The organism is Bacillus xiamenensis (assembly GCF_000300535.1).
Taxonomy (GTDB): Bacteria; Bacillota; Bacilli; order Bacillales; family Bacillaceae; genus Bacillus; species Bacillus xiamenensis.
Window position 1 is genome coordinate 31,305 of sequence record NZ_AMSH01000024.1, and the last position, 17,465, is coordinate 48,769.

Consider the following 17,465-nt stretch of genomic DNA (forward strand, 5'->3'; position numbering starts at 1 on the left):
AATTCTCTGGAAATTGGCTATTGGAAATCAAACGTTTGGAGATGAAGATATTGAATACTTTACAGGCATTACTAAACGACAGAATGGAACGCTCTTCACACATTGAAGCGGTAACTGGCGGGGGTGTGTCTTATACATTTGAAGAATATGCAAAACGCATTGATCAGCTGGCTCATTACTTACATCGTAAAGGAATTCGAAAAGGTGACCGTGTTTGCTTTATTTGTCAAAACCATCACCACTTTTCTACGATTATGCTGGCAGCCATCAAAGCAGGTGCAGTCGCAGTGCCGCTTAGCTGGCAGCTTACCTCCTTTGAGCTGGAAGGTATTTTGAAAAAAGCAGAGCCAAAGGCTTTATTTTTTGACCGAGAATTCCGTGACATCATTGCCGCTGTGAATGTGTCTTTAGAGGATTGCTTGGTGGTGGAGTCCGGTGTGAATGCAAAAACAACGCAACTATTTGAAGACATATTGGCTTCAAACGATGGAAGTGATCTTGCTGATGAGGTGTCAGAAGAGGATCTAGCGATGATTTTGTTTACCTCTGGTACGACAGGCAATCCGAAAGGCTGTATGGTCGGACATGGACGACTCTATCAATTTTTAACAAGACACGGGAATCGAGGATTTGACCTAAGAGGAAAACGTTATTTGGCGAGTCACCCTCTATATCATATGAGCTCAATCAACCATCTTATCGCAGCGGCAATTGAAGGGTATACGCTTGTCTTTTTGCATGATGCAACACCAAAGCGTATTTTAGAAACGATTGAAAAGGAACGAATTACGTTTATGATGGCCTTCCCATCAGCTTATACGTATATGCTGGAAGAGATGAAACGTAGGTCATATGATCTTTCGTCCTTTGAAATTGCGATTTCTGGCGGTACGAAGGTGCCAGTACGTTTGATCAAGGATTACAACGAGGCGGGCATTCAAATGATGCATGGCTACGGAAGTACCGAAGCATGGATTGTCAGTGCATGGTACCCTGCAATGGGCGAAGATAAAATGGGGTCTGCCGGTAAAGTTGATGCGGACGTAGAAGTGAAAATCGTGCATCCTGAGACAAAGGAAACACTGCCGGCTGGAGAAATTGGCGAAGTCGTTATGAGAAGCCCATTTTACTTTCTAGGCTATTATCAGCAGCCTGAAGCGACTGAGAAGGTGCTCAAAGATGGCTGGTTCCATATGGGGGATGCAGGTTATCTAGATGAAGACGGTTTTCTATATATCACAGGCAGATACAAGGATGTGATTGTGTACGGCGGGGATAATATTTATCCTGACCAAGTAGAGGAAGTCATTGAACAAATTCCAGGTGTCATTGAATCAGCTGTGATTGGTGTACCAGATGATGTATATGGTGAAGTGCCAAGTGCGTATATTGTGAAGGACGAATCCATTGATTTCTGCGAAGAAGATGTTGTGCACTATTGCCAAGAACGTTTGGCAGATTACAAAGTTCCGTCCATTCATTTCGCGCAGAAACTGCCAAAAAATAAGCTTGGTAAAATCATGAAGAAAGATTTACGTGAATTGGTTGTGAATGCGTAGTATCTATTCTGCTATAATGAAATTTGAATGATTTTTTGTTTTTCTAACGTTTTGGAGGGAAAGGGTTTGCGACATATTCTTCGTAAGAAACACATTCACGATTTGTTAGAACAGAGTAGACAGCAAAAGGTAAAGAAAACACTGGGCGGGCTCGATCTCACGCTCCTTGGTATAGGGGCTGTGATCGGGACGGGGGTCATGGTGTTGACCGGAATTACAGCAGCTAAGGATGCAGGACCGGCTGTCATTTTCTCCTTTGCGATCGCAGCGATTGTGTGCAGTTTAGCAGCACTTTGTTATGCAGAAATGGCTTCAGCGCTGCCTGTGTTCGGCAGTGCTTACATTTATTCATATACAACGATGGGTGAGCTCGTGGGCCATCTTATGGGCTGGACATTATTATCTGTTTATATGCTGACGGCTTCGGCTGTAGCTAGCGGCTGGTCCAGTTATTTTAACAGTCTGCTGGAGGGATTTGGAATCTCGATTCCACATCAATTTTTAGCGGGACCAGAACAAGGCGGATATATGAATTTGCCGGCGATTATCATTGCTTTACTGATTGCGTGGATCTTATCTAGAGGAACGAAGGAAAGTAAAACATTCAATAATATCATGGTGTTTGTGAAACTTGGTATTATCGTTCTTTTCATTGTAGTAGGTGGTTTTTATGTAGAGCCAGCCAATTGGCAGCCGTTCATGCCGTTTGGTACGGAAGGGATTATTGCCGGTGCAGCTGCTGTGTTTTTTGCCTTTTTAGGGTTTGATGCCATTTCGGCTTCTGCAGAAGAGGTGAAAAATCCACAGCGGAACCTCCCAATTGGTATCATTGGTTCATTGCTTATTTGTACGGTCATCTATATTGTCGTTTGTTTGGTCATGACAGGCATGGTGCACTATACGAAGCTGAATGTGACAGAGGCCATGTCCTATGTGCTGCAAAGTGTGCATCAAAATAGTGTGGCTGGTATTATTTCTGTCGGTGCCGTCATTGGATTGATGGCTGTGATTTTCGCCAATAATTATGCGGCCACTCGAATTGCTTATGCGATGGGGCGGGACGGGCTATTGCCTAAAGTGTTTTCAAAAACAAACAAAAGTGATACCCCTGTTGCAAGTATATGGGTAATTGGCGGAATGACAGCTGTTATTTCAGGCTTTATTGATTTGAAGAACCTGTCCAACCTAGCCAATATCGGTGCATTATTAACGTTTGCGATGGTGAGCTTATCTGTTCTCATCTTGAGAAAGACGCATAAGCAGCTTGAAAGGGGATTCCGGGTTCCTTTTGTGCCGGTCTTGCCGATCATTTCAATGGGCTGCTGTGTGTTTCTTATGCTCAATTTACCGGGCCGGACATGGCTGTACTTTGGGGTTTGGCTGTTCATCGGTGTCGTCATGTACGCAGCGTATTCTAATAAACACAGTGAGTTAGCGAAATCTTCATAAGAAAAAGGTGCAAATCCGTTGACGATTTGTGCCTTTTTTCTTACGATTTGGGATAAACTATATAAGAGATACTGTACGGAATAAGAGGAGGATGAGGGATATGATAAGCGTTAGTCCTTATATTGTCGTAGAAGATGTGAAGGAATCTCTTCAATATTATCAAGGGATTTTTGGCGGAGAGATTCATATCTTAAATGAACATCAAGACCGTATATTACATGCTGAATTGCACCTTGGAGAATCACTGCTCCATTTTTCAGATACGTTTGGGCGCACGCCAAAGCCAGAGAATTTGAGGTTGATCATGCAGTTTGACAATGAAGAAGAGTTAAAGGCTGTATATGAGGCGCTTGAAGCGGACGGAGATGTGCTGGTGGAATTACAGGATACGTTCTTTGGTGCACTTCACGGACAAGTACAAGACCGGAAGAATGGTCTGATATGGGTGCTGAATTATATAAAATAAACAAAGACCTTCACATCTGTGAGGGTTTTTTTGGGGAGTGTTTTTATTTTCTGAAAAATGGAAAATATGCTATGTTGGAAGAATCATACGACATGGGGAAGGGTGGAAAATCAATGGAGAAAGTTGAATTTCAATATATCCAAACAAATGGTATCAAGCTCCATATAGCAATGGCAGGCCCTGTAGATGGCCCGCTTCTTGTTCTGCTGCATGGGTTTCCAGAGTTTTGGTACGGCTGGAAAAATCAAATCATGCCCTTAGCAGAGGCAGGCTATCGCGTCATCGTTCCTGATCAAAGGGGGTACCATCTTAGTGACAAACCAGAAGGAGTCGAATCATACGTCTTAGATCAATTGAGAGATGATATTGTGGGATTGATTAAGGCGCTGAGTCCAAATCAAAAGGCCATTGTCGGCGGACATGATTGGGGCGGAGCTGTTGCTTGGCATTTGGCTTCAACCCGATCTCAATATGTCGAGAAATTAATCATCGTCAATATGCCGCATCCGCGTGTAATGATGAAGGTTCTCCCGTTTTATCCGCCGCAGTGGAAAAAGAGCTCCTATATTGCATTCTTTCAGCTTCCGAATGTACCGGAGGCGGCGCTTCAAGAAAATCACTTTCAAAGGCTGGATGAAGCCATTGGATTGACGGCTAGACCCCATTTGTTCACGAAGGAAGATGTCTCAAGCTATAAGCTGGCATGGACGCAGCCTGGAGCGATTACGTCTATGCTGAATTGGTATCGGGCTATTAAAAAAGGCGGTTTTGAAAAGCCGATTTCCAAACGAATTTTAGTTCCTGTCCGCATGATTTGGGGAATGGAGGACAAGTTTCTAAGCAGAAAGCTGGCAAAGGAAACGATCAAGATTTGCCCAAATGGACAGCTGATTTTTGTCGATGATGCCTCACATTGGATTAATCATGAGAAACCAAATGTCGTGAACAAGCTCATACTCGAATTTCTCAAATCAAGCAAAAAGCTCTGATCAAAGGACCAGAGCTTTTTTTAGTTAACTGATTTGATTCTTTTTCAACGTAACGGGTTCATCGTCCCAGCATTCGATTTTCTCATTGTTCGGAACGGCATTTTTATAGAAGACAGGATCTTCGCCTGCTTTTTTCTGTCTCATATAATCCTTCAGTGCTGCAAAGGCGACCTTAGACAGCATGGTGATGGCAATGAGGTTGACGATGACCATGAGACCCATGAATATGTCAGCCAGTCCCCAAACAAGATCGACCTTTGCGATGGAACCAAACAGAACCATCCCTATGACAGCGACGCGATATATGTTAAGCCAAATTTTGTTCGCTCCAAGGAACTCAATGTTCGTTTCTCCATAGTAGTAGTTACCAATTAAAGTACTAAAAGCAAAGAGGAAAATCATAACTGCAAGGAATCCAGAAGCCCATGGTCCAATATGCTGACTTAATGAAGCCTGTGTGAGCTCAATCCCTTGCAAATTTGTTGTTTTATACGCATCAGAAAACAGAACAAGAAATGCTGTGCTCGTACAAATAATTAACGTATCTGTTAACACGCCGAATGCTTGAATTAAGCCTTGTTTAACAGGGTGGCTTGTGACAGCAGTTGCTGCTGCGTTAGGTGCACTACCCATACCGGCTTCGTTTGAGAAGAGACCGCGTTTAATCCCTTGTAATAATGCTCCGCCTAGTGTACCTCCGGCGAACTGTTCAAAACCGAAAGCATGATTCACAATCGTACTGATGACGCCAGGCAGTTCAGTGATATTTGTGACAATCACAAATAATGCGATACCGATGTATGCAACAGCAAGCACAACAACAATATATTCAGATGCTTTTGCAATCGCTTGAATACCTTTAAAGATAATGGCGGCAAAAATAACAGCCATTATGATTCCAACAGTTAAACGGTCTAGACCAAAGGAACTTTTAAAAGCAACAGTAATCGTATTAGATTGAACCGAGTTAAAGACAATCCCAAAAGAAATGGTGATGAGGATAGCGAATAACACGCCCATCCATCGCTTGTTTAACCCTTTTTCCATATAATACGCAGGTCCGCCGCGGAACCCTGTTTTATCTTTCACTTTATACACCTGAGCCAGTGTGCTTTCAACAAAACTTGAAGCAGAACCAATAACGGCTACGACCCACATCCAAAAAATAGCTCCAGGTCCACCGACAGCAATAGCGATGGCAATTCCTGTAATGTTCCCTGTTCCTACACGTGCCGCCATACTGATGGCGAATGCTTGGAACGGTGAAATGCCTTCTTTTTCTTTTCTTCCTTCTTTCAGAACAAGTACCATTTCTTTCATCATTCTGATTTGGAGGAAGCGTGATTTATACGTAAAGTAAATCCCTACTCCGAGTAACAGAGCAATGACAATATAAGTCCAAATAAAATCATTTGTATGTGTTAAATAAGATAGCAAAGCTTTTTCGTTCATAACATCACCTCTTCGAATTCATCACTGTTCTTTTTAAAAAATACTGAGATCCCACTCTTTGGCGAGCTTTTTCAGCATCATGACACCAGTAATACTATTTCCGCAATCATCAATGGCGGGGCCATAAATGCCAATTCCGCAGCCTGTCTGAAACGGGAATTCTCTTCTTGCGCTTGGCGGAACGCAAGCCATAATTCCTCCAGACACACCACTTTTGGCTGGCACGCCTACAAAAGCAGCAAAATTACCAGACGCATTGTACATGCCGCATGTCAGCATCAACGCCTTTGTTAGTCTTGCGATATCTTTGGGAATGACTTGGACCTGTTTAAAGGGGTGATAGCCATCACTTGAGATAATCAGTCCAATTAAGGCGATGTCCTCTGTTGTGACCTCGATAGAGCATTGCTTTAAATAGACCTCTAACGTTTCTTCGACATCTGATTCTAAGTAATTGGTTTCTTTTAAATAATAAGCAAGTGCCCGGTTACGGTGCGCTGTTGCCCATTCTGATTGATATACCTCTTCATTAACAGAAGGACGCTTACCTATTAAGTTTTCGATTAAATCGAAAATATATGCTAGCTTTTCTGTAGAAGTCTTTCCGGAAAGGATGGAGGATACGGTAATAGCTCCAGCATTAATCATTGGATTAAAGGGTTTCCCTGGCTTATGCATCTCAAGGCGGTAAATCGAATTAAATGCATCACCAGTTGGCTCTACATCTACCCGATCCAAGACGTAAGGAACGCCTCTTCCTAAGCAGGCAGCTATAAAGCTGATGACTTTTGAGATACTTTGCAGGGTAAAGGGAACGTCCCAATCACCATAACGTACAGATGATCCATCTGGGCCTATCACGCTGATACCAAGTTGAGAGGAATTCACTTTTCCGAGTGCTGGAATGTAGCTAGCATTTTGTCCGTTTTTGTAATACGGACGTATTTCTTCTGCCCATTGATCAACAGCAGGCTGGCATGCGTGTTGTGTATTATTAGAAATTTCTGTTTTCATACGATTCCTCCAATCAAAAATCAAAAAAGTACCCTATTGAATTGGCGGATGACAAAAAATGCGATCAAATAGGCACGAAAACATGTTACACATCTTCAATGAACTTGTCATGCGCTGCTTGTACCACTCCTTTACACCTAAATATATGTTCAAATGAAGGCTTTGGCGGCGAAAAAACAAAAAGGGTTTTTAGTGAAAATTCAGAAAACGCTTACATATAGTTTCACTAAAATTGTTCATTTAATTTATCTTGGAAACTACACAATCTGACGAAAATCTACAGAAAAACTTACAAATAAAAATCGGTATGTCGACAATTGTCTAAACAATTCCCATTATTGTAGACAATCACCAAAGAACAGAATAGCTGAAAGGTCACCTTGATGACTCGGAGAATAGTCATAAAAAAAGATTTTGGAGATGAAAGGCACAGTGAAAATTATTTTTTTGCTCATTGTGAAGAAAAGAGTCTCCTTGTATACTGTGGCTATGCAAACAGGGGAAGGGATGTCAGTCACTTGAGTTTAAACCAGCTTGTCAAAAAAGACGCATTCATTTTAATTTTTATGGTGGTCATTGTGCCGCTTGCAGGAGAGCTGAAGTTTTATCCTGTGAACGAGACATTTCGCATCAGTTTTGGGGCACCTGCGTTTTTCTTTTGTTTATTGCTCTTAAGAAAATCAAGACCGTTTCTGCCGGGATTGTTAACAGGCGCAGCCATTGTCCTTTTTCGGGTAGGCTTAGATTTGATTCAGCAAAAGGCTGATCTGGCTGTGTCGTTTTATCAGCAATTTCCGAGCTTCTTTTTTTACTTTACTTACGCTTTTCTTTTCTTTGTTGTCCGTACGGGACGTTTTAAGCAGCGCTCCATTTTTATTGGACTGATTGGTCTTATGATTGAGCTGCTTGCTGATTTTGTCGAGCTGTTTGTACAGTTTTTAGTGTTTGATACCACAATCACCTTTTCAAAGCTGAGTGATATGGTGCTCATTGCATTTGCTCACAGCTTTGTAGTTATCAGCTTTTTTAATATGATGAGGCTGTATGAGGCACAATCAAGAGAGAAACAAATCATGAAACAAAATGAGCATATGATGATGGTCATTTCGAATTTATATGAGGAAACGGTTCACTTAAAGAAGACGTTAAATCATACAGAACACATTACGCAAGAATCATACCGGCTTTACCGTGTGCTGCATGAACACGAAGCAGGAAAAAACGTGAGTCAGGAGCTGTTGAAGCTCGCAGGAGAAATACATGAGGTTAAAAAGGACAATCAGCGTATTTTCGCTGGACTTTCGAAGCTGATCTCAAAAGAAAATATGCAAGACTATATGAGAGCTGAGGAGCTCGTTCAAATTGTGATCCGCATTCAAGAGAAATATGCGCTGTCTCTAGAGAAGAACATTACTTTTACATCTGATATACGAGGCATTCACTTGCATGATTATCATGTGTTCATTTTCTTATCACTGATTAATAATTTAATGGCAAATGCAGTTGAAGCAATAGAGGATAACGGGGCCATCTCACTCGTATTAAAAGGCAGTCATGATAAAATAGAGATTCGGGTTGAAGATGATGGACCGGGTATTCCTGAGAAATTAAGAGAGGTTGTCTTTGATCCAGGCTACACCTCGAAATTTGATGCATATGGTACACCGTCTACGGGGATTGGTTTATCCTACGTGAGAGAGCTGGTTCAAGAGCTTGGAGGGCAAATCAAGATTGAACAAAAAGAAGCAAAAGGTACAGCTTTTCAGCTTGTCCTTCCAATACAAAATTTAATACAGAGAGGGTGAGTGTATGCGATTTTTCATTGCAGATGATGATCGTGCAATACGCTCGATTTTATGTCAAATCATTGAGGATGAGGATTTGGGAGAGGTCGTGGATGAAGCTGATGACGGAATTGGATTAGAAGCTCATTCATTGAACCTGAAAAAAGTAGACATCCTTTTGATTGATCTTTTAATGCCAGCTAGAGATGGTATTCAAACAATACGCCATATTCACCCTGAATTCAAAGGCAAGGTCATTATGATTTCTCAAGTAGAGGCAAAAGAGATGATGGCAGAAGCCTATGAACTTGGGATTGAATATTATATTCATAAACCCGTCAATCGAATTGAAATTGTCAGTGTCATTCGAAAGGTCATAGAGCGTATGAAGCTGGAAAAATCCATTTATGATATTCAAGCTTCCCTTCGGCATGTGCTGCCATTAGAGCCAGTGATTTCTCATGATGCGGGCGCTGGGGCGAAGCGAAGAACGATGAAAGAGGCAGGGGAATTCCTCCTATCTGAATTAGGAATTGTTGGAGAGAGCGGCTCTAAGGATTTACTAGAGATATTGATCTACTTACATGAAACGCAGACAGCCAATTCCCATGAGATCAATTTTCCTCCACTCAAGCAGCTGTTTATCAAAACGGCGGAGAGAAAGCTGGACCATGGTGCGACCGATGTGGAAGTGATGCGGGAAGTGAAAGCAGCAGAGCAGCGAATTAGACGAGCTATTCATCATTCCTTAAACCATTTCGCTTCACTAGGGTTAACAGATTTCTCGAATCCTAAGTTTGAGCATTATGCGTCAAAGTTTTTTGATTTTACCGACGTCAGCCAAAGAATGAAAGAAATGCAGAAGGCATCTTCACCCGCAGGGTCAACAGGCAGGGTCAATACGAAGAAGTTTGTGCAAATTTTTTATTTTGAAGCCAAGCAATTATTCGAAGGAATGAACTAAGGAAAATCTGTTGGAATGATTGGAGAAAATAAACAGAGACAGGATGCTCTTTTCTAGGATCGGTCTTGCTCTTGTAGGTGTCTTTGTTATTTATCCGATCATTCTGATTTTTCTTTTTTCTTGAAAATAAAACTCTCCTATGCAATCGTTTGTTAAAATAGTGAGGTTAGACTAGAATGTCGGAGGTTTTATTTTGGGAAAAATTAAACGAAATGCGCTCTGCCCATGCGGAAGCGGAAAAAAATATAAACATTGCTGTGGTCAAAAGTCAGGCGGAGAACAAACGTCTGAACTTGTGTTTAAGGAAGCTGTTCAAGTTCAAAAGGATTTAATGAATTATGCCTTCTCTAAGCATCAGAGAGCGATTAATCAATTCATTAATGAGTTTTCTTTTCTTGCAGATATGGATAAAGAAACGCAACAAATCTCAGTCTTTCATTTGAGTGTATGGGGCATCTTCTTCCGCCCATTAACAGATAAGAAAGAGACGATCTTCCATGAATTTCTGACAAAGAAAGCAGAGGATATTACCCGTCCGAAAACAAGACAGGTGGTTCAATCTTGGACAAACATGGAGCCATCTTTGCTTTTATTAAATGAAAAAACGGATGAGTCTCTTTTCTTCGAGAATATGGTGACAGCTCAGAAGGTTGAAGTTGATGTGAAGCCGGATCAAACGGTACTGCCAGAGAAGGGCAGTCTTGTTCTGGGTTTTCCTGTTCAGTTTGGAGAAAAAGCAGAGTTTTTCATTCAATATACGATGTTTGCGAAAGAGTTTACAGATACGCTCCTTCTTCAGGTTCGCCAGCTCGTTGAAGCGCACGAAGCAAATGGAGGCGCGCGTAGCACATTTATGAGAGAAGCCTTCCCTGAAGTGCTGAAGCGTATGTTTGCGAAGCAAGAAGTAGAAGAAACGGAAGCGTCTGTTCCAACAGAAGGCGGTACAGGACTATCAGCAGACCGTATGAACTGGGCAAGTGATGTTCAGCTGGAAACAGCCAAACTGATTGAAGATGGCATGAAAGAGCACGGTGACCAAAGCCTCACAGATGGCGCTTTAACGGTTTGGAAAGCTTACTGTGATCAGAAATCACCTGTGATCCGTAAAGCAGCGTCGTTTGCTGCGGGAATCGAATATTATATTCATTCGCTTGCAAGTGATGCACCACTTTCTCAAGCCCAAGTGGCTAAAAAGTATGGCGTTAGTGCGTCTACTGTATCGAGCCGTTTTAAAGACATTGAAAAAGCGGTCAAAGAAGAGCAAGAGGCGGCTGTATAATGTAAATGAAAAAGACGCGGCACCCTTTAGGGAGCCAGCGTCTTCTTTTCTTATTACCTTGTTTTGATAAAGCCGTTCATATACTGCTCTGTTTGATAATCATTGAGGTCGATTTTCCACTGGTCGTCCCCATTCCGCTTCATTTTCACTTCATATTCAACTGGGCTGGAGACTGGAGGAAGCTTTTCGAACTCAGATGCGTACATCTTCAAGATTTTCTTATACAGTTCTTCTTTCGAACGAATCTTGCCGTTGTAAAACTCATCTTTTTGCTTGTCCAGCTTGTCTTTTAAGTTAGAGGCATCAATGCCTGTTACTTGAGCGGAAACCTTCGCTTCGTCATCTGAAATGGTTTTCACACTTGTTTCTACTTTGGCTTTATCCTTCATTGTGTTTTGCATGCGTTTGTACATGGACAGGATATCACGATCGCTCACTTCATTTCCGTATATGCTTGCACTTCTCTTGAAGTCTTTCACAAACATTTCATGATATTTATTGACGATATCCGATTGGTTGTCACCTGTTAATTCAGAAAATTGATCGTTCTTTTTGTCAAAGACAATGATATCAGTATAAGCGGATAGCGCTTTTGCTGGGTTATCCAGTTTTTTTGCTGTATCTAGTATTTTGTTGCCATCTAGTGCAATTTCGATTGAATCACTATTTTTCTTGATGCTGTCTTGGTACACGAATTGATATTTCTTGCCTTTATCTACTAGGAAATAAAGAGCACCAGATAGTGATTTTCCTTTATTCAAAGACCCTAGATCAAGGCGGTCTTTACTGCCGTAGAATTTTAAATCGGAGACTTTGGCATCGTCCTGATAAAGAGAGAAATCAGAGTTATATAAGGAAAGGGCTTTGTCACCTTTGTTGGTGATCGTCACTTTGACTTTTAACACCAATTCATTGTCACGCAGTGTAGTTGTTGTGTCTTCTGGTAACGTATATTCGTAACTATTCACTTTTATCTCGGCTGTTTTCGTAGATTTTTGTTCAGCGTTGGTTGATTTTGATGAGCTCTGGCAGGCCGCAGAGATGATCATCACGAATGAAATCATGAGGAGTGCGCTTAATTTCTTTAGATTCACAGTTGATGCTCCTTTGCTTTTCTTTCGTCATTCCCTTCCCATATCTGACTAAGAAAAAAGAAACAGATAGAATGGTATATTCGGGTGTTAGAGGGGAAAATCTCCTAATGACGATTTGCACTATTCATTCTATCGAATTTCATTTGCGGTGAGGAATAGGTTTTAGTCCCTATCTTTGATAGATTTTTACACATTTTCCTATAAAAAACGGAATTTTGTAAGCTGAATATACTGGTTAATAAGGATTATTTTATCTTTTTATCGTGGTTTTTAAATGTTTTTTGTATAAAAATCTTGAAATAAAGGTAGTTATTATGTCGCAGGGCGGTGGCGGATAGCGAAGACGACAGCCTGTGCCGGTCTGGTGCATGCCACTTTTGCAAAATGCGTTGATACTAATAAATAGCTTGTCCGCGATGCTTTTACTCTTTAATCTGTAAGCCGCTTGCTTCAGCATTCCCGTTCCAGTTCTGATCATTTGGAGAATTTTGTTTTAGTTTATCTCCATCATACGACCTTTTGTTCTCGAAGCGTCCACCTCCAGATTGATTTTCAGGAGCAGGATACTTGAATGTTGAAAATGATTCGTGGGAAAATAAGGGTGATTAAACAGCCAAGGGAGATGAGGGTTTGAAGAAAGTAACGCTTGGACGAACTGATTTACAAGTGAATCCGATAGGACTTGGAACAAATGCAGTAGGTGGCCATAATTTATTTCCGAATCTAAGTGAAGATGCAGGTCGGGAGCTTGTGGAAACGGCTCTTGATCAAGGTGTCAATTTCTTAGATTCTGCTTTTATTTATGGGCTAGGCCGTTCAGAAGAATTGATTGGCGAGATCATTGCCAAAAGAGGCGGTAGAGAAACACTCGTCCTTGCGACAAAAGGGGCTCATAAAGAAGTAAACGGGCAAATTGAACTTGATAATAGCCGTGATTTCTTAAGGCAGCAGGTCGAAGACAGCTTGAAAAGGCTGCAAACAGATTATATTGACTTGTACTATATGCATTTCCCAGACGGGCGCACGCCGCTGGATGAAGTGGCAGGTACATTAAAGGAATTGAAGGATGAGGGGAAAATCAGGGCAATTGGGGCATCAAACCTTGATTTTGAACAGCTTCAAACCTTTAACCGAGATGGATACTTAGACGTCTTTCAATCAGAGTATTCTCTGCTAAAGCGTCAGGCCGAGCAAGACCTTCTCCCATACTGCGTGGAGCATGGCATTTCCTTTATTCCTTATTTCCCGTTGGCGTCAGGCTTGTTGACTGGAAAATTTACAAAGGATGCGACATTTGATGATATTCGAGCAAAGAACCCGCTTTTCCAAGGTGATGCATTCCTTCAAAATCTCGAAAAAGTAGACAAGCTGAAGGCCATTGCACAAGCAAAGCATGCAGAAACGGCACACGTAGCGCTGGCATGGCTATTAGCGCAGGACGGCATTGATGCGATTATTCCTGGCGCAAAACGAGCAGAGCAAGTCTTGCAAAACCTAAAAACAAACGATGTTCAATTAACAAAAGAAGAAATCAACGAAATCAATCAAATCTTTTCTTAACATAAAAAATAAGGTGCCGAGCAGCACCTTATTTTTTTATGCCATTGTGAGAGGAATCTTGATCACGAGCCGCAGATTTGGAGAACGATAAGTAAAATCAAGCGTGCCGTCTGCTTTTTTAACAAGCTGATGAATGATATATGTACCCATTCCTTGATGATCACCGCCTTTTGTTGAGCGGCCAAATGTTTTGAATAGATGATCTAATACGTGTTTTTCCATTCCCTTTGTACTGTTCTCACAATGAATCAAAAAGAGCCCGCTCCGTATGGAAGTCGTGATCGAGATGCTCCCTTCGTTCCCAGCTTGCTTCGCTTCAATGGCGGCATCTAAAGCGTTATCGAGCAGGTTGCCAGTAAAACTCACCTGATCAGCCTTAGAAAAAGGAAGAGAAGAAAAGGGTGCTTGAAGATCGAGTGAAAGGACAATGTCCTCTTTTTCAGCTCGCTGGAAAAAGGGATGAAGGGTTGAGGCCAAATAAGCATTTTCCCCTTTGATCCAAGGGACATATTTCACGTAATGCTGAATCAAATCCTTGATCTCATGCTCGTCATTTGACGTGGAAAAAGCATTTAAATGTCTGGCTGTTTCATGGTGTTTACTTCGCAGCTCAAGCAGCAATTCATTGGTTCTCGCTTCAGCATTGGTCAGCTCTTGTAGCCGTCCATTTAAATGGTGCTCCGTTTTCATCATCTTTAAGGAAAGGAGATCCGTTGTCAAAATGATGATAACAGTTAAAAGGGGGCTGAGCCCATTTCCGTGCGTGAGAAAAAGTGAAAGTCCTGAACAGGTGATGAGCACAAAAGCGCCTAATATCACGTAACCACTCATACCCAGCCAAAACCTTTTGTAAATGAAAAATGTGTAAAGGCACATGATACAAAAGGTCAGAAGCCACACCATGCTTGACGACAAAGGCAGAAAAGCTGTCGCGGCAGCTTGAACGGCAAGACCTAGCCAGATGAGCGTATATATGCGAAATCCAAGATAGAAAGCGTTCACGTTCGTTCTCCTTAAAAGTAGTATTTCTTAAAGTATTCCAATTGCTGCTTGGTCATCATGGCCTTTTTATCAGTACCTTCAAAAGATACGATAAATGAATTTTTGGCATACGCTGAAAAGTTCTTAATGTAATGAATATTAATGATAAACGAGCGGTGGGAGCGGATAAAATCTTTCTCAGCTAAATCGCCCTTTAACTCGTTGAGTGTTTGATACGTTTGAATATCTCCTGTTGTTGTGACAATGGTCGTCGACCTGCCCGTACGTTCAACAAAAATGACGTCTTTTTTCTGCAACACATGGATATCTGACTGCTGCTTGATGAGAAGCCGTCCATGAATGCTTTTCTCCTGCTTGGTGGACATGTAGCGCTCTAAGGATTTGGCGATTCGATCGGCATGGTAAGGCTTCATAATATAATCATGGACATTCAAATCAAAGGCATGGACAGCATACCCACTGTTTCCCGTCACAAATACAACATCCACATTCAGTGCGTGAGAGTGAATAAGGTCTGCTAATTCATAGCCTGATATGCCGGGCATTTCAATATCTGCAAACAACAAATCAATGCCGCCCTGTTTGACCTTCTCATATGCATCCTCGGCTGACTGCGTCACAAAGGCAATGTCAACGGCCTCCATTCTGCCGACGATGGCATGCAGCTTTTCTAAATCCACTCGATAATCATCGACAAGACCTACTTTTATCATAAAAATCACCTATGACTCTTCTTATTATTTGTCTATTTTACCATTTGTTTTTTGAAATTGATCATTTCAAGACAGAAAAAGGACGTTTCGCGACATTTTTATGTCAGGTCCGCTTTATTTTTTCTATCATAGACGTAGATAGTCGAAAGGGGCGAACCAAATGATTACTCTCAGCGATTGCAGCTGCTGGTTTACAGATAAGAAAAAAGTCGTAAAGGCAATGAAGCATATGACGTTCTCCGTGAAGGAAGGAGAAGTCGTCGGCATCTTAGGAGAAAATGGCGCAGGGAAAACCACATTATTGCGCGCCGTTGCGACATTATTGCAGCCTACTCATGGAACCGTGAATGTTGCAGGTTTCGATACAGTCAAAGAAGCAACAGAAGTGAAGAAGCGAATTGGGGTCTTGTTTGGAGGAGAGACGGGGCTTTATGATCGTTTGTCGGCTCGAGAGAACCTTGAATACTTTGGGAAATTATATGGCTTAGATCAGCATGAAATCAAAGCAAGAATTGAGGATTTAGCAAAGCGGTTCGGGATGAGGCAATACATGGATCGCAAAGTAAAAGGATTTTCAAGAGGGATGAAACAAAAGGTGGCGATTGCCAGAACATTGATTCATGATCCTGACATTATTTTGTTTGATGAACCGACAACCGGTTTAGATATCACATCGAGTAATATTTTCAGAGAGTTTATTCATCAGCTGAAACAGCAAAATAAAACGATTCTATTTTCAAGCCACATCATGGAAGAAGTCAGCCTGCTTTGTGACAGTGTCATGATGATTCATCAAGGGGAGCTTGTGTACAAAGGAACGCTTCCAGAATTATATGCACAGGAACAAAGTGAAGACTTGAATTACATCTTTATGTCGAAGCTCGCAAGGGGGAATGCATAATGTGGAAAACCGTCTTTTTAAAAGAAATGACAGATTCGCTCAGAGACAGGAAAACGCTGCTCTTAACCGTGTTGATCCCTCTTTTGACGATGCTCGGACTCGTGTTTTTTTACGAAAGCATGATCGCTGATCCAGGCGATAAAACGTATACAGTCGCAATCAATGAAAAGCTTCCGTCTGATATGAATGACATGATCAAAGAAGTGAAAAACCTGAAACTTGAAACCTTTGATGACCCGCAGCAAGCCGTTAAGGACGGTGAGGCGAATGCTTATCTAGAAATGCCGAAAGATGCAGACGATATGCTTCAGCATCAAACCTCATTTGCCATTAAAGTCCATGGGTATCCAACAGATGATGATTCAGTGATTGCGGTTCAAATGCTGCAATCATTGCTTGAACAATATCAAAATCAAGTCGTAGAAAAGCGTTTAGCACAGGATCAGATCAAATCGTCAGTGATTCATCCGTTTGAGGTGCAATCGGTTGATGTGCAAGAAGGAGAGGACGGGGATGGAGAAAACGGGGTGACTACCATGCTGCTGTCGATTCTCCTTCCAATGATTTTAGTGACCTCTGTGATCTCAGGTGCTTTACCAGCTGCACTTGATATCGTAGCAGGTGAAAAGGATAGAAAATCAATTGAAGCCTTATTCCTGACACCGGCCAGCAGACTCCAGCTTTTAATTGGAAAATGGCTAGCTGTTTCTATGTTTGGTATATTAAGTGGCATTGTGGCGATTGGCATGCTGCTGCTCTCTACATTGCTCTTTACAGAAAAGCTGAAACAAGCACTGAACTTTGGAGATCAAGTGTGGAGCATCATCGGCGTTATGTTCGTGGCATTAATTATCTTCTCATTCATGGTCTCAATGATTGAACTGCTGCTCAGTGTCGTTTCAAGCTCAGTGAAAGAAGCACAATCGTACATGTCCATGATTATTACACTAGGTGTGATTCCGATGTTTTTCACCATGAGAGCAGGCGCTACGCAGCTAGATACGTATTACTTTGCGATCCCATTCCTTAATATTCACGCACTATGCAAGCAATTGATGTTTGGCATCGTTGACCCAATGTCGATTGCCCTGACGCTCGGCTCATCGGCGCTGTTAGTCGTTATCCTGTTTGTCATCGTGAGAAGCTTGTTTATGAAAGAGAAATGGATGCTTGCGAAATAAATAAACGCCCTCTTTTAGAAGAGGGCGTCAGCTTGTAGACAAAGTCTGCAAGCTTTTT

General features: G+C 41.8%; 15 protein-coding genes. 10 read left to right on the forward strand and 5 right to left on the reverse strand.

Annotated features, from left to right (window positions below):
- The first annotated feature begins 50 nt into the window (after window positions 1-50).
- From BA1_RS09605 to BA1_RS09620, 4 genes are all read left to right on the forward strand, one after another.
- Complete coding sequence (locus BA1_RS09605) at window positions 51-1,559, forward strand: class I adenylate-forming enzyme family protein (RefSeq protein WP_008358232.1); 1,509 nt, start codon at window positions 51-53, stop codon at window positions 1,557-1,559.
- A gap of 66 nt (window positions 1,560-1,625) precedes the next feature.
- A complete protein-coding gene (locus BA1_RS09610) occupies window positions 1,626-3,008 on the forward strand; it encodes an amino acid permease (protein WP_008358233.1) in 1,383 nt (460 codons plus the stop codon).
- A 100-nt stretch (window positions 3,009-3,108) separates the two neighbouring features.
- Window positions 3,109-3,474: a VOC family protein gene (locus BA1_RS09615; protein WP_008358234.1), complete on the forward strand. Its 366-nt coding sequence runs from the start codon at window positions 3,109-3,111 to the stop codon at window positions 3,472-3,474.
- A gap of 113 nt (window positions 3,475-3,587) precedes the next feature.
- Entirely contained in the window at window positions 3,588-4,463 is an 876-nt protein-coding gene (locus BA1_RS09620; RefSeq protein ID WP_034738998.1) for an alpha/beta fold hydrolase, read from the forward strand.
- A 24-nt stretch (window positions 4,464-4,487) separates the two neighbouring features.
- Here BA1_RS09620 and BA1_RS09625 read toward each other — a convergent pair whose 3' ends face one another.
- Together BA1_RS09625 and BA1_RS09630 are read right to left on the reverse strand one after the other, a co-directional pair.
- A complete protein-coding gene (locus tag BA1_RS09625) occupies window positions 4,488-5,915 on the reverse strand; it encodes an alanine/glycine:cation symporter family protein (protein ID WP_008358236.1) in 1,428 nt (475 codons plus the stop codon).
- Between the two features lie 33 nt (window positions 5,916-5,948).
- Complete coding sequence (locus BA1_RS09630; protein WP_008358237.1) at window positions 5,949-6,929, reverse strand: glutaminase; 981 nt, start codon at window positions 6,927-6,929, stop codon at window positions 5,949-5,951.
- Window positions 6,930-7,447: 518 nt separating this feature from the next.
- Here BA1_RS09630 and BA1_RS09635 point away from each other — a divergent pair.
- From BA1_RS09635 to BA1_RS09645, 3 genes are all read left to right on the forward strand, one after another.
- A complete protein-coding gene (locus tag BA1_RS09635; protein ID WP_008358238.1) occupies window positions 7,448-8,734 on the forward strand; it encodes an ATP-binding protein in 1,287 nt (428 codons plus the stop codon).
- A gap of 4 nt (window positions 8,735-8,738) precedes the next feature.
- Window positions 8,739-9,677 carry a response regulator gene (locus tag BA1_RS09640; RefSeq protein WP_008358239.1) on the forward strand — a complete coding sequence of 313 codons (939 nt, stop codon included), beginning with the start codon at window positions 8,739-8,741 and terminating at the stop codon, window positions 9,675-9,677.
- 193 nt (window positions 9,678-9,870) lie between these two features.
- A complete protein-coding gene (locus BA1_RS09645) occupies window positions 9,871-10,956 on the forward strand; it encodes an SEC-C metal-binding domain-containing protein (RefSeq protein ID WP_008358240.1) in 1,086 nt (361 codons plus the stop codon).
- Window positions 10,957-11,009: 53 nt separating this feature from the next.
- On the opposite strand, the gene BA1_RS09650 is transcribed toward BA1_RS09645, so the two are convergent.
- Entirely contained in the window at window positions 11,010-12,050 is a 1,041-nt protein-coding gene (locus tag BA1_RS09650) for a DUF4352 domain-containing protein (RefSeq protein ID WP_008358242.1), read from the reverse strand.
- Between the two features lie 630 nt (window positions 12,051-12,680).
- On the opposite strand from BA1_RS09650, the gene BA1_RS09655 reads away from it, so the two are divergent.
- A complete protein-coding gene (locus tag BA1_RS09655) occupies window positions 12,681-13,610 on the forward strand; it encodes an aldo/keto reductase (protein WP_008358244.1) in 930 nt (309 codons plus the stop codon).
- Window positions 13,611-13,646: 36 nt separating this feature from the next.
- Here the strand turns inward: BA1_RS09655 and BA1_RS09660 are convergent, their stop codons facing one another.
- Window positions 13,647-14,612 carry a sensor histidine kinase gene (locus BA1_RS09660; protein ID WP_008358246.1) on the reverse strand — a complete coding sequence of 322 codons (966 nt, stop codon included), beginning with the start codon at window positions 14,610-14,612 and terminating at the stop codon, window positions 13,647-13,649.
- 11 nt (window positions 14,613-14,623) lie between these two features.
- Window positions 14,624-15,325, reverse strand: coding sequence for a LytR/AlgR family response regulator transcription factor (locus BA1_RS09665; RefSeq protein ID WP_008358248.1), 702 nt, complete (start codon window positions 15,323-15,325; stop codon window positions 14,624-14,626).
- Window positions 15,326-15,485: 160 nt separating this feature from the next.
- Between BA1_RS09665 and BA1_RS09670 the strand changes: the two genes are divergently transcribed.
- The gene (locus BA1_RS09670; protein WP_008358249.1) at window positions 15,486-16,226 is read left to right on the forward strand and encodes an ATP-binding cassette domain-containing protein; all 741 of its coding nucleotides are present in this window, start codon (window positions 15,486-15,488) and stop codon (window positions 16,224-16,226) included.
- Window positions 16,226-17,407: an ABC transporter permease gene (locus tag BA1_RS09675; RefSeq protein WP_008358251.1), complete on the forward strand. Its 1,182-nt coding sequence runs from the start codon at window positions 16,226-16,228 to the stop codon at window positions 17,405-17,407. Before BA1_RS09670 ends, BA1_RS09675 begins: the two co-directional genes overlap by 1 nt.
- The last annotated feature ends 58 nt before the right edge of the window (window positions 17,408-17,465 follow it).

Bases quoted from the DNA above. Each gene is read 5' to 3' on its own strand.
- BA1_RS09630 (WP_008358237.1), bottom strand. From the start codon at position 6,929: ATGAAAACAGAAATTTCTAATAATACACAACACGCATGCCAGCCTGCT.
- BA1_RS09670 (WP_008358249.1), top strand. From the start codon at position 15,486: ATGATTACTCTCAGCGATTGCAGCTGCTGGTTTACAGATAAGAAAAAA.
- BA1_RS09620 (WP_034738998.1), top strand. From the start codon at position 3,588: ATGGAGAAAGTTGAATTTCAATATATCCAAACAAATGGTATCAAGCTC.
- BA1_RS09640 (WP_008358239.1), top strand. From the start codon at position 8,739: ATGCGATTTTTCATTGCAGATGATGATCGTGCAATACGCTCGATTTTA.
- BA1_RS09615 (WP_008358234.1), top strand. From the start codon at position 3,109: ATGATAAGCGTTAGTCCTTATATTGTCGTAGAAGATGTGAAGGAATCT.
- BA1_RS09675 (WP_008358251.1), top strand. From the start codon at position 16,226: ATGTGGAAAACCGTCTTTTTAAAAGAAATGACAGATTCGCTCAGAGAC.
- BA1_RS09625 (WP_008358236.1), bottom strand. From the start codon at position 5,915: ATGAACGAAAAAGCTTTGCTATCTTATTTAACACATACAAATGATTTT.
- BA1_RS09665 (WP_008358248.1), bottom strand. From the start codon at position 15,325: ATGATAAAAGTAGGTCTTGTCGATGATTATCGAGTGGATTTAGAAAAG.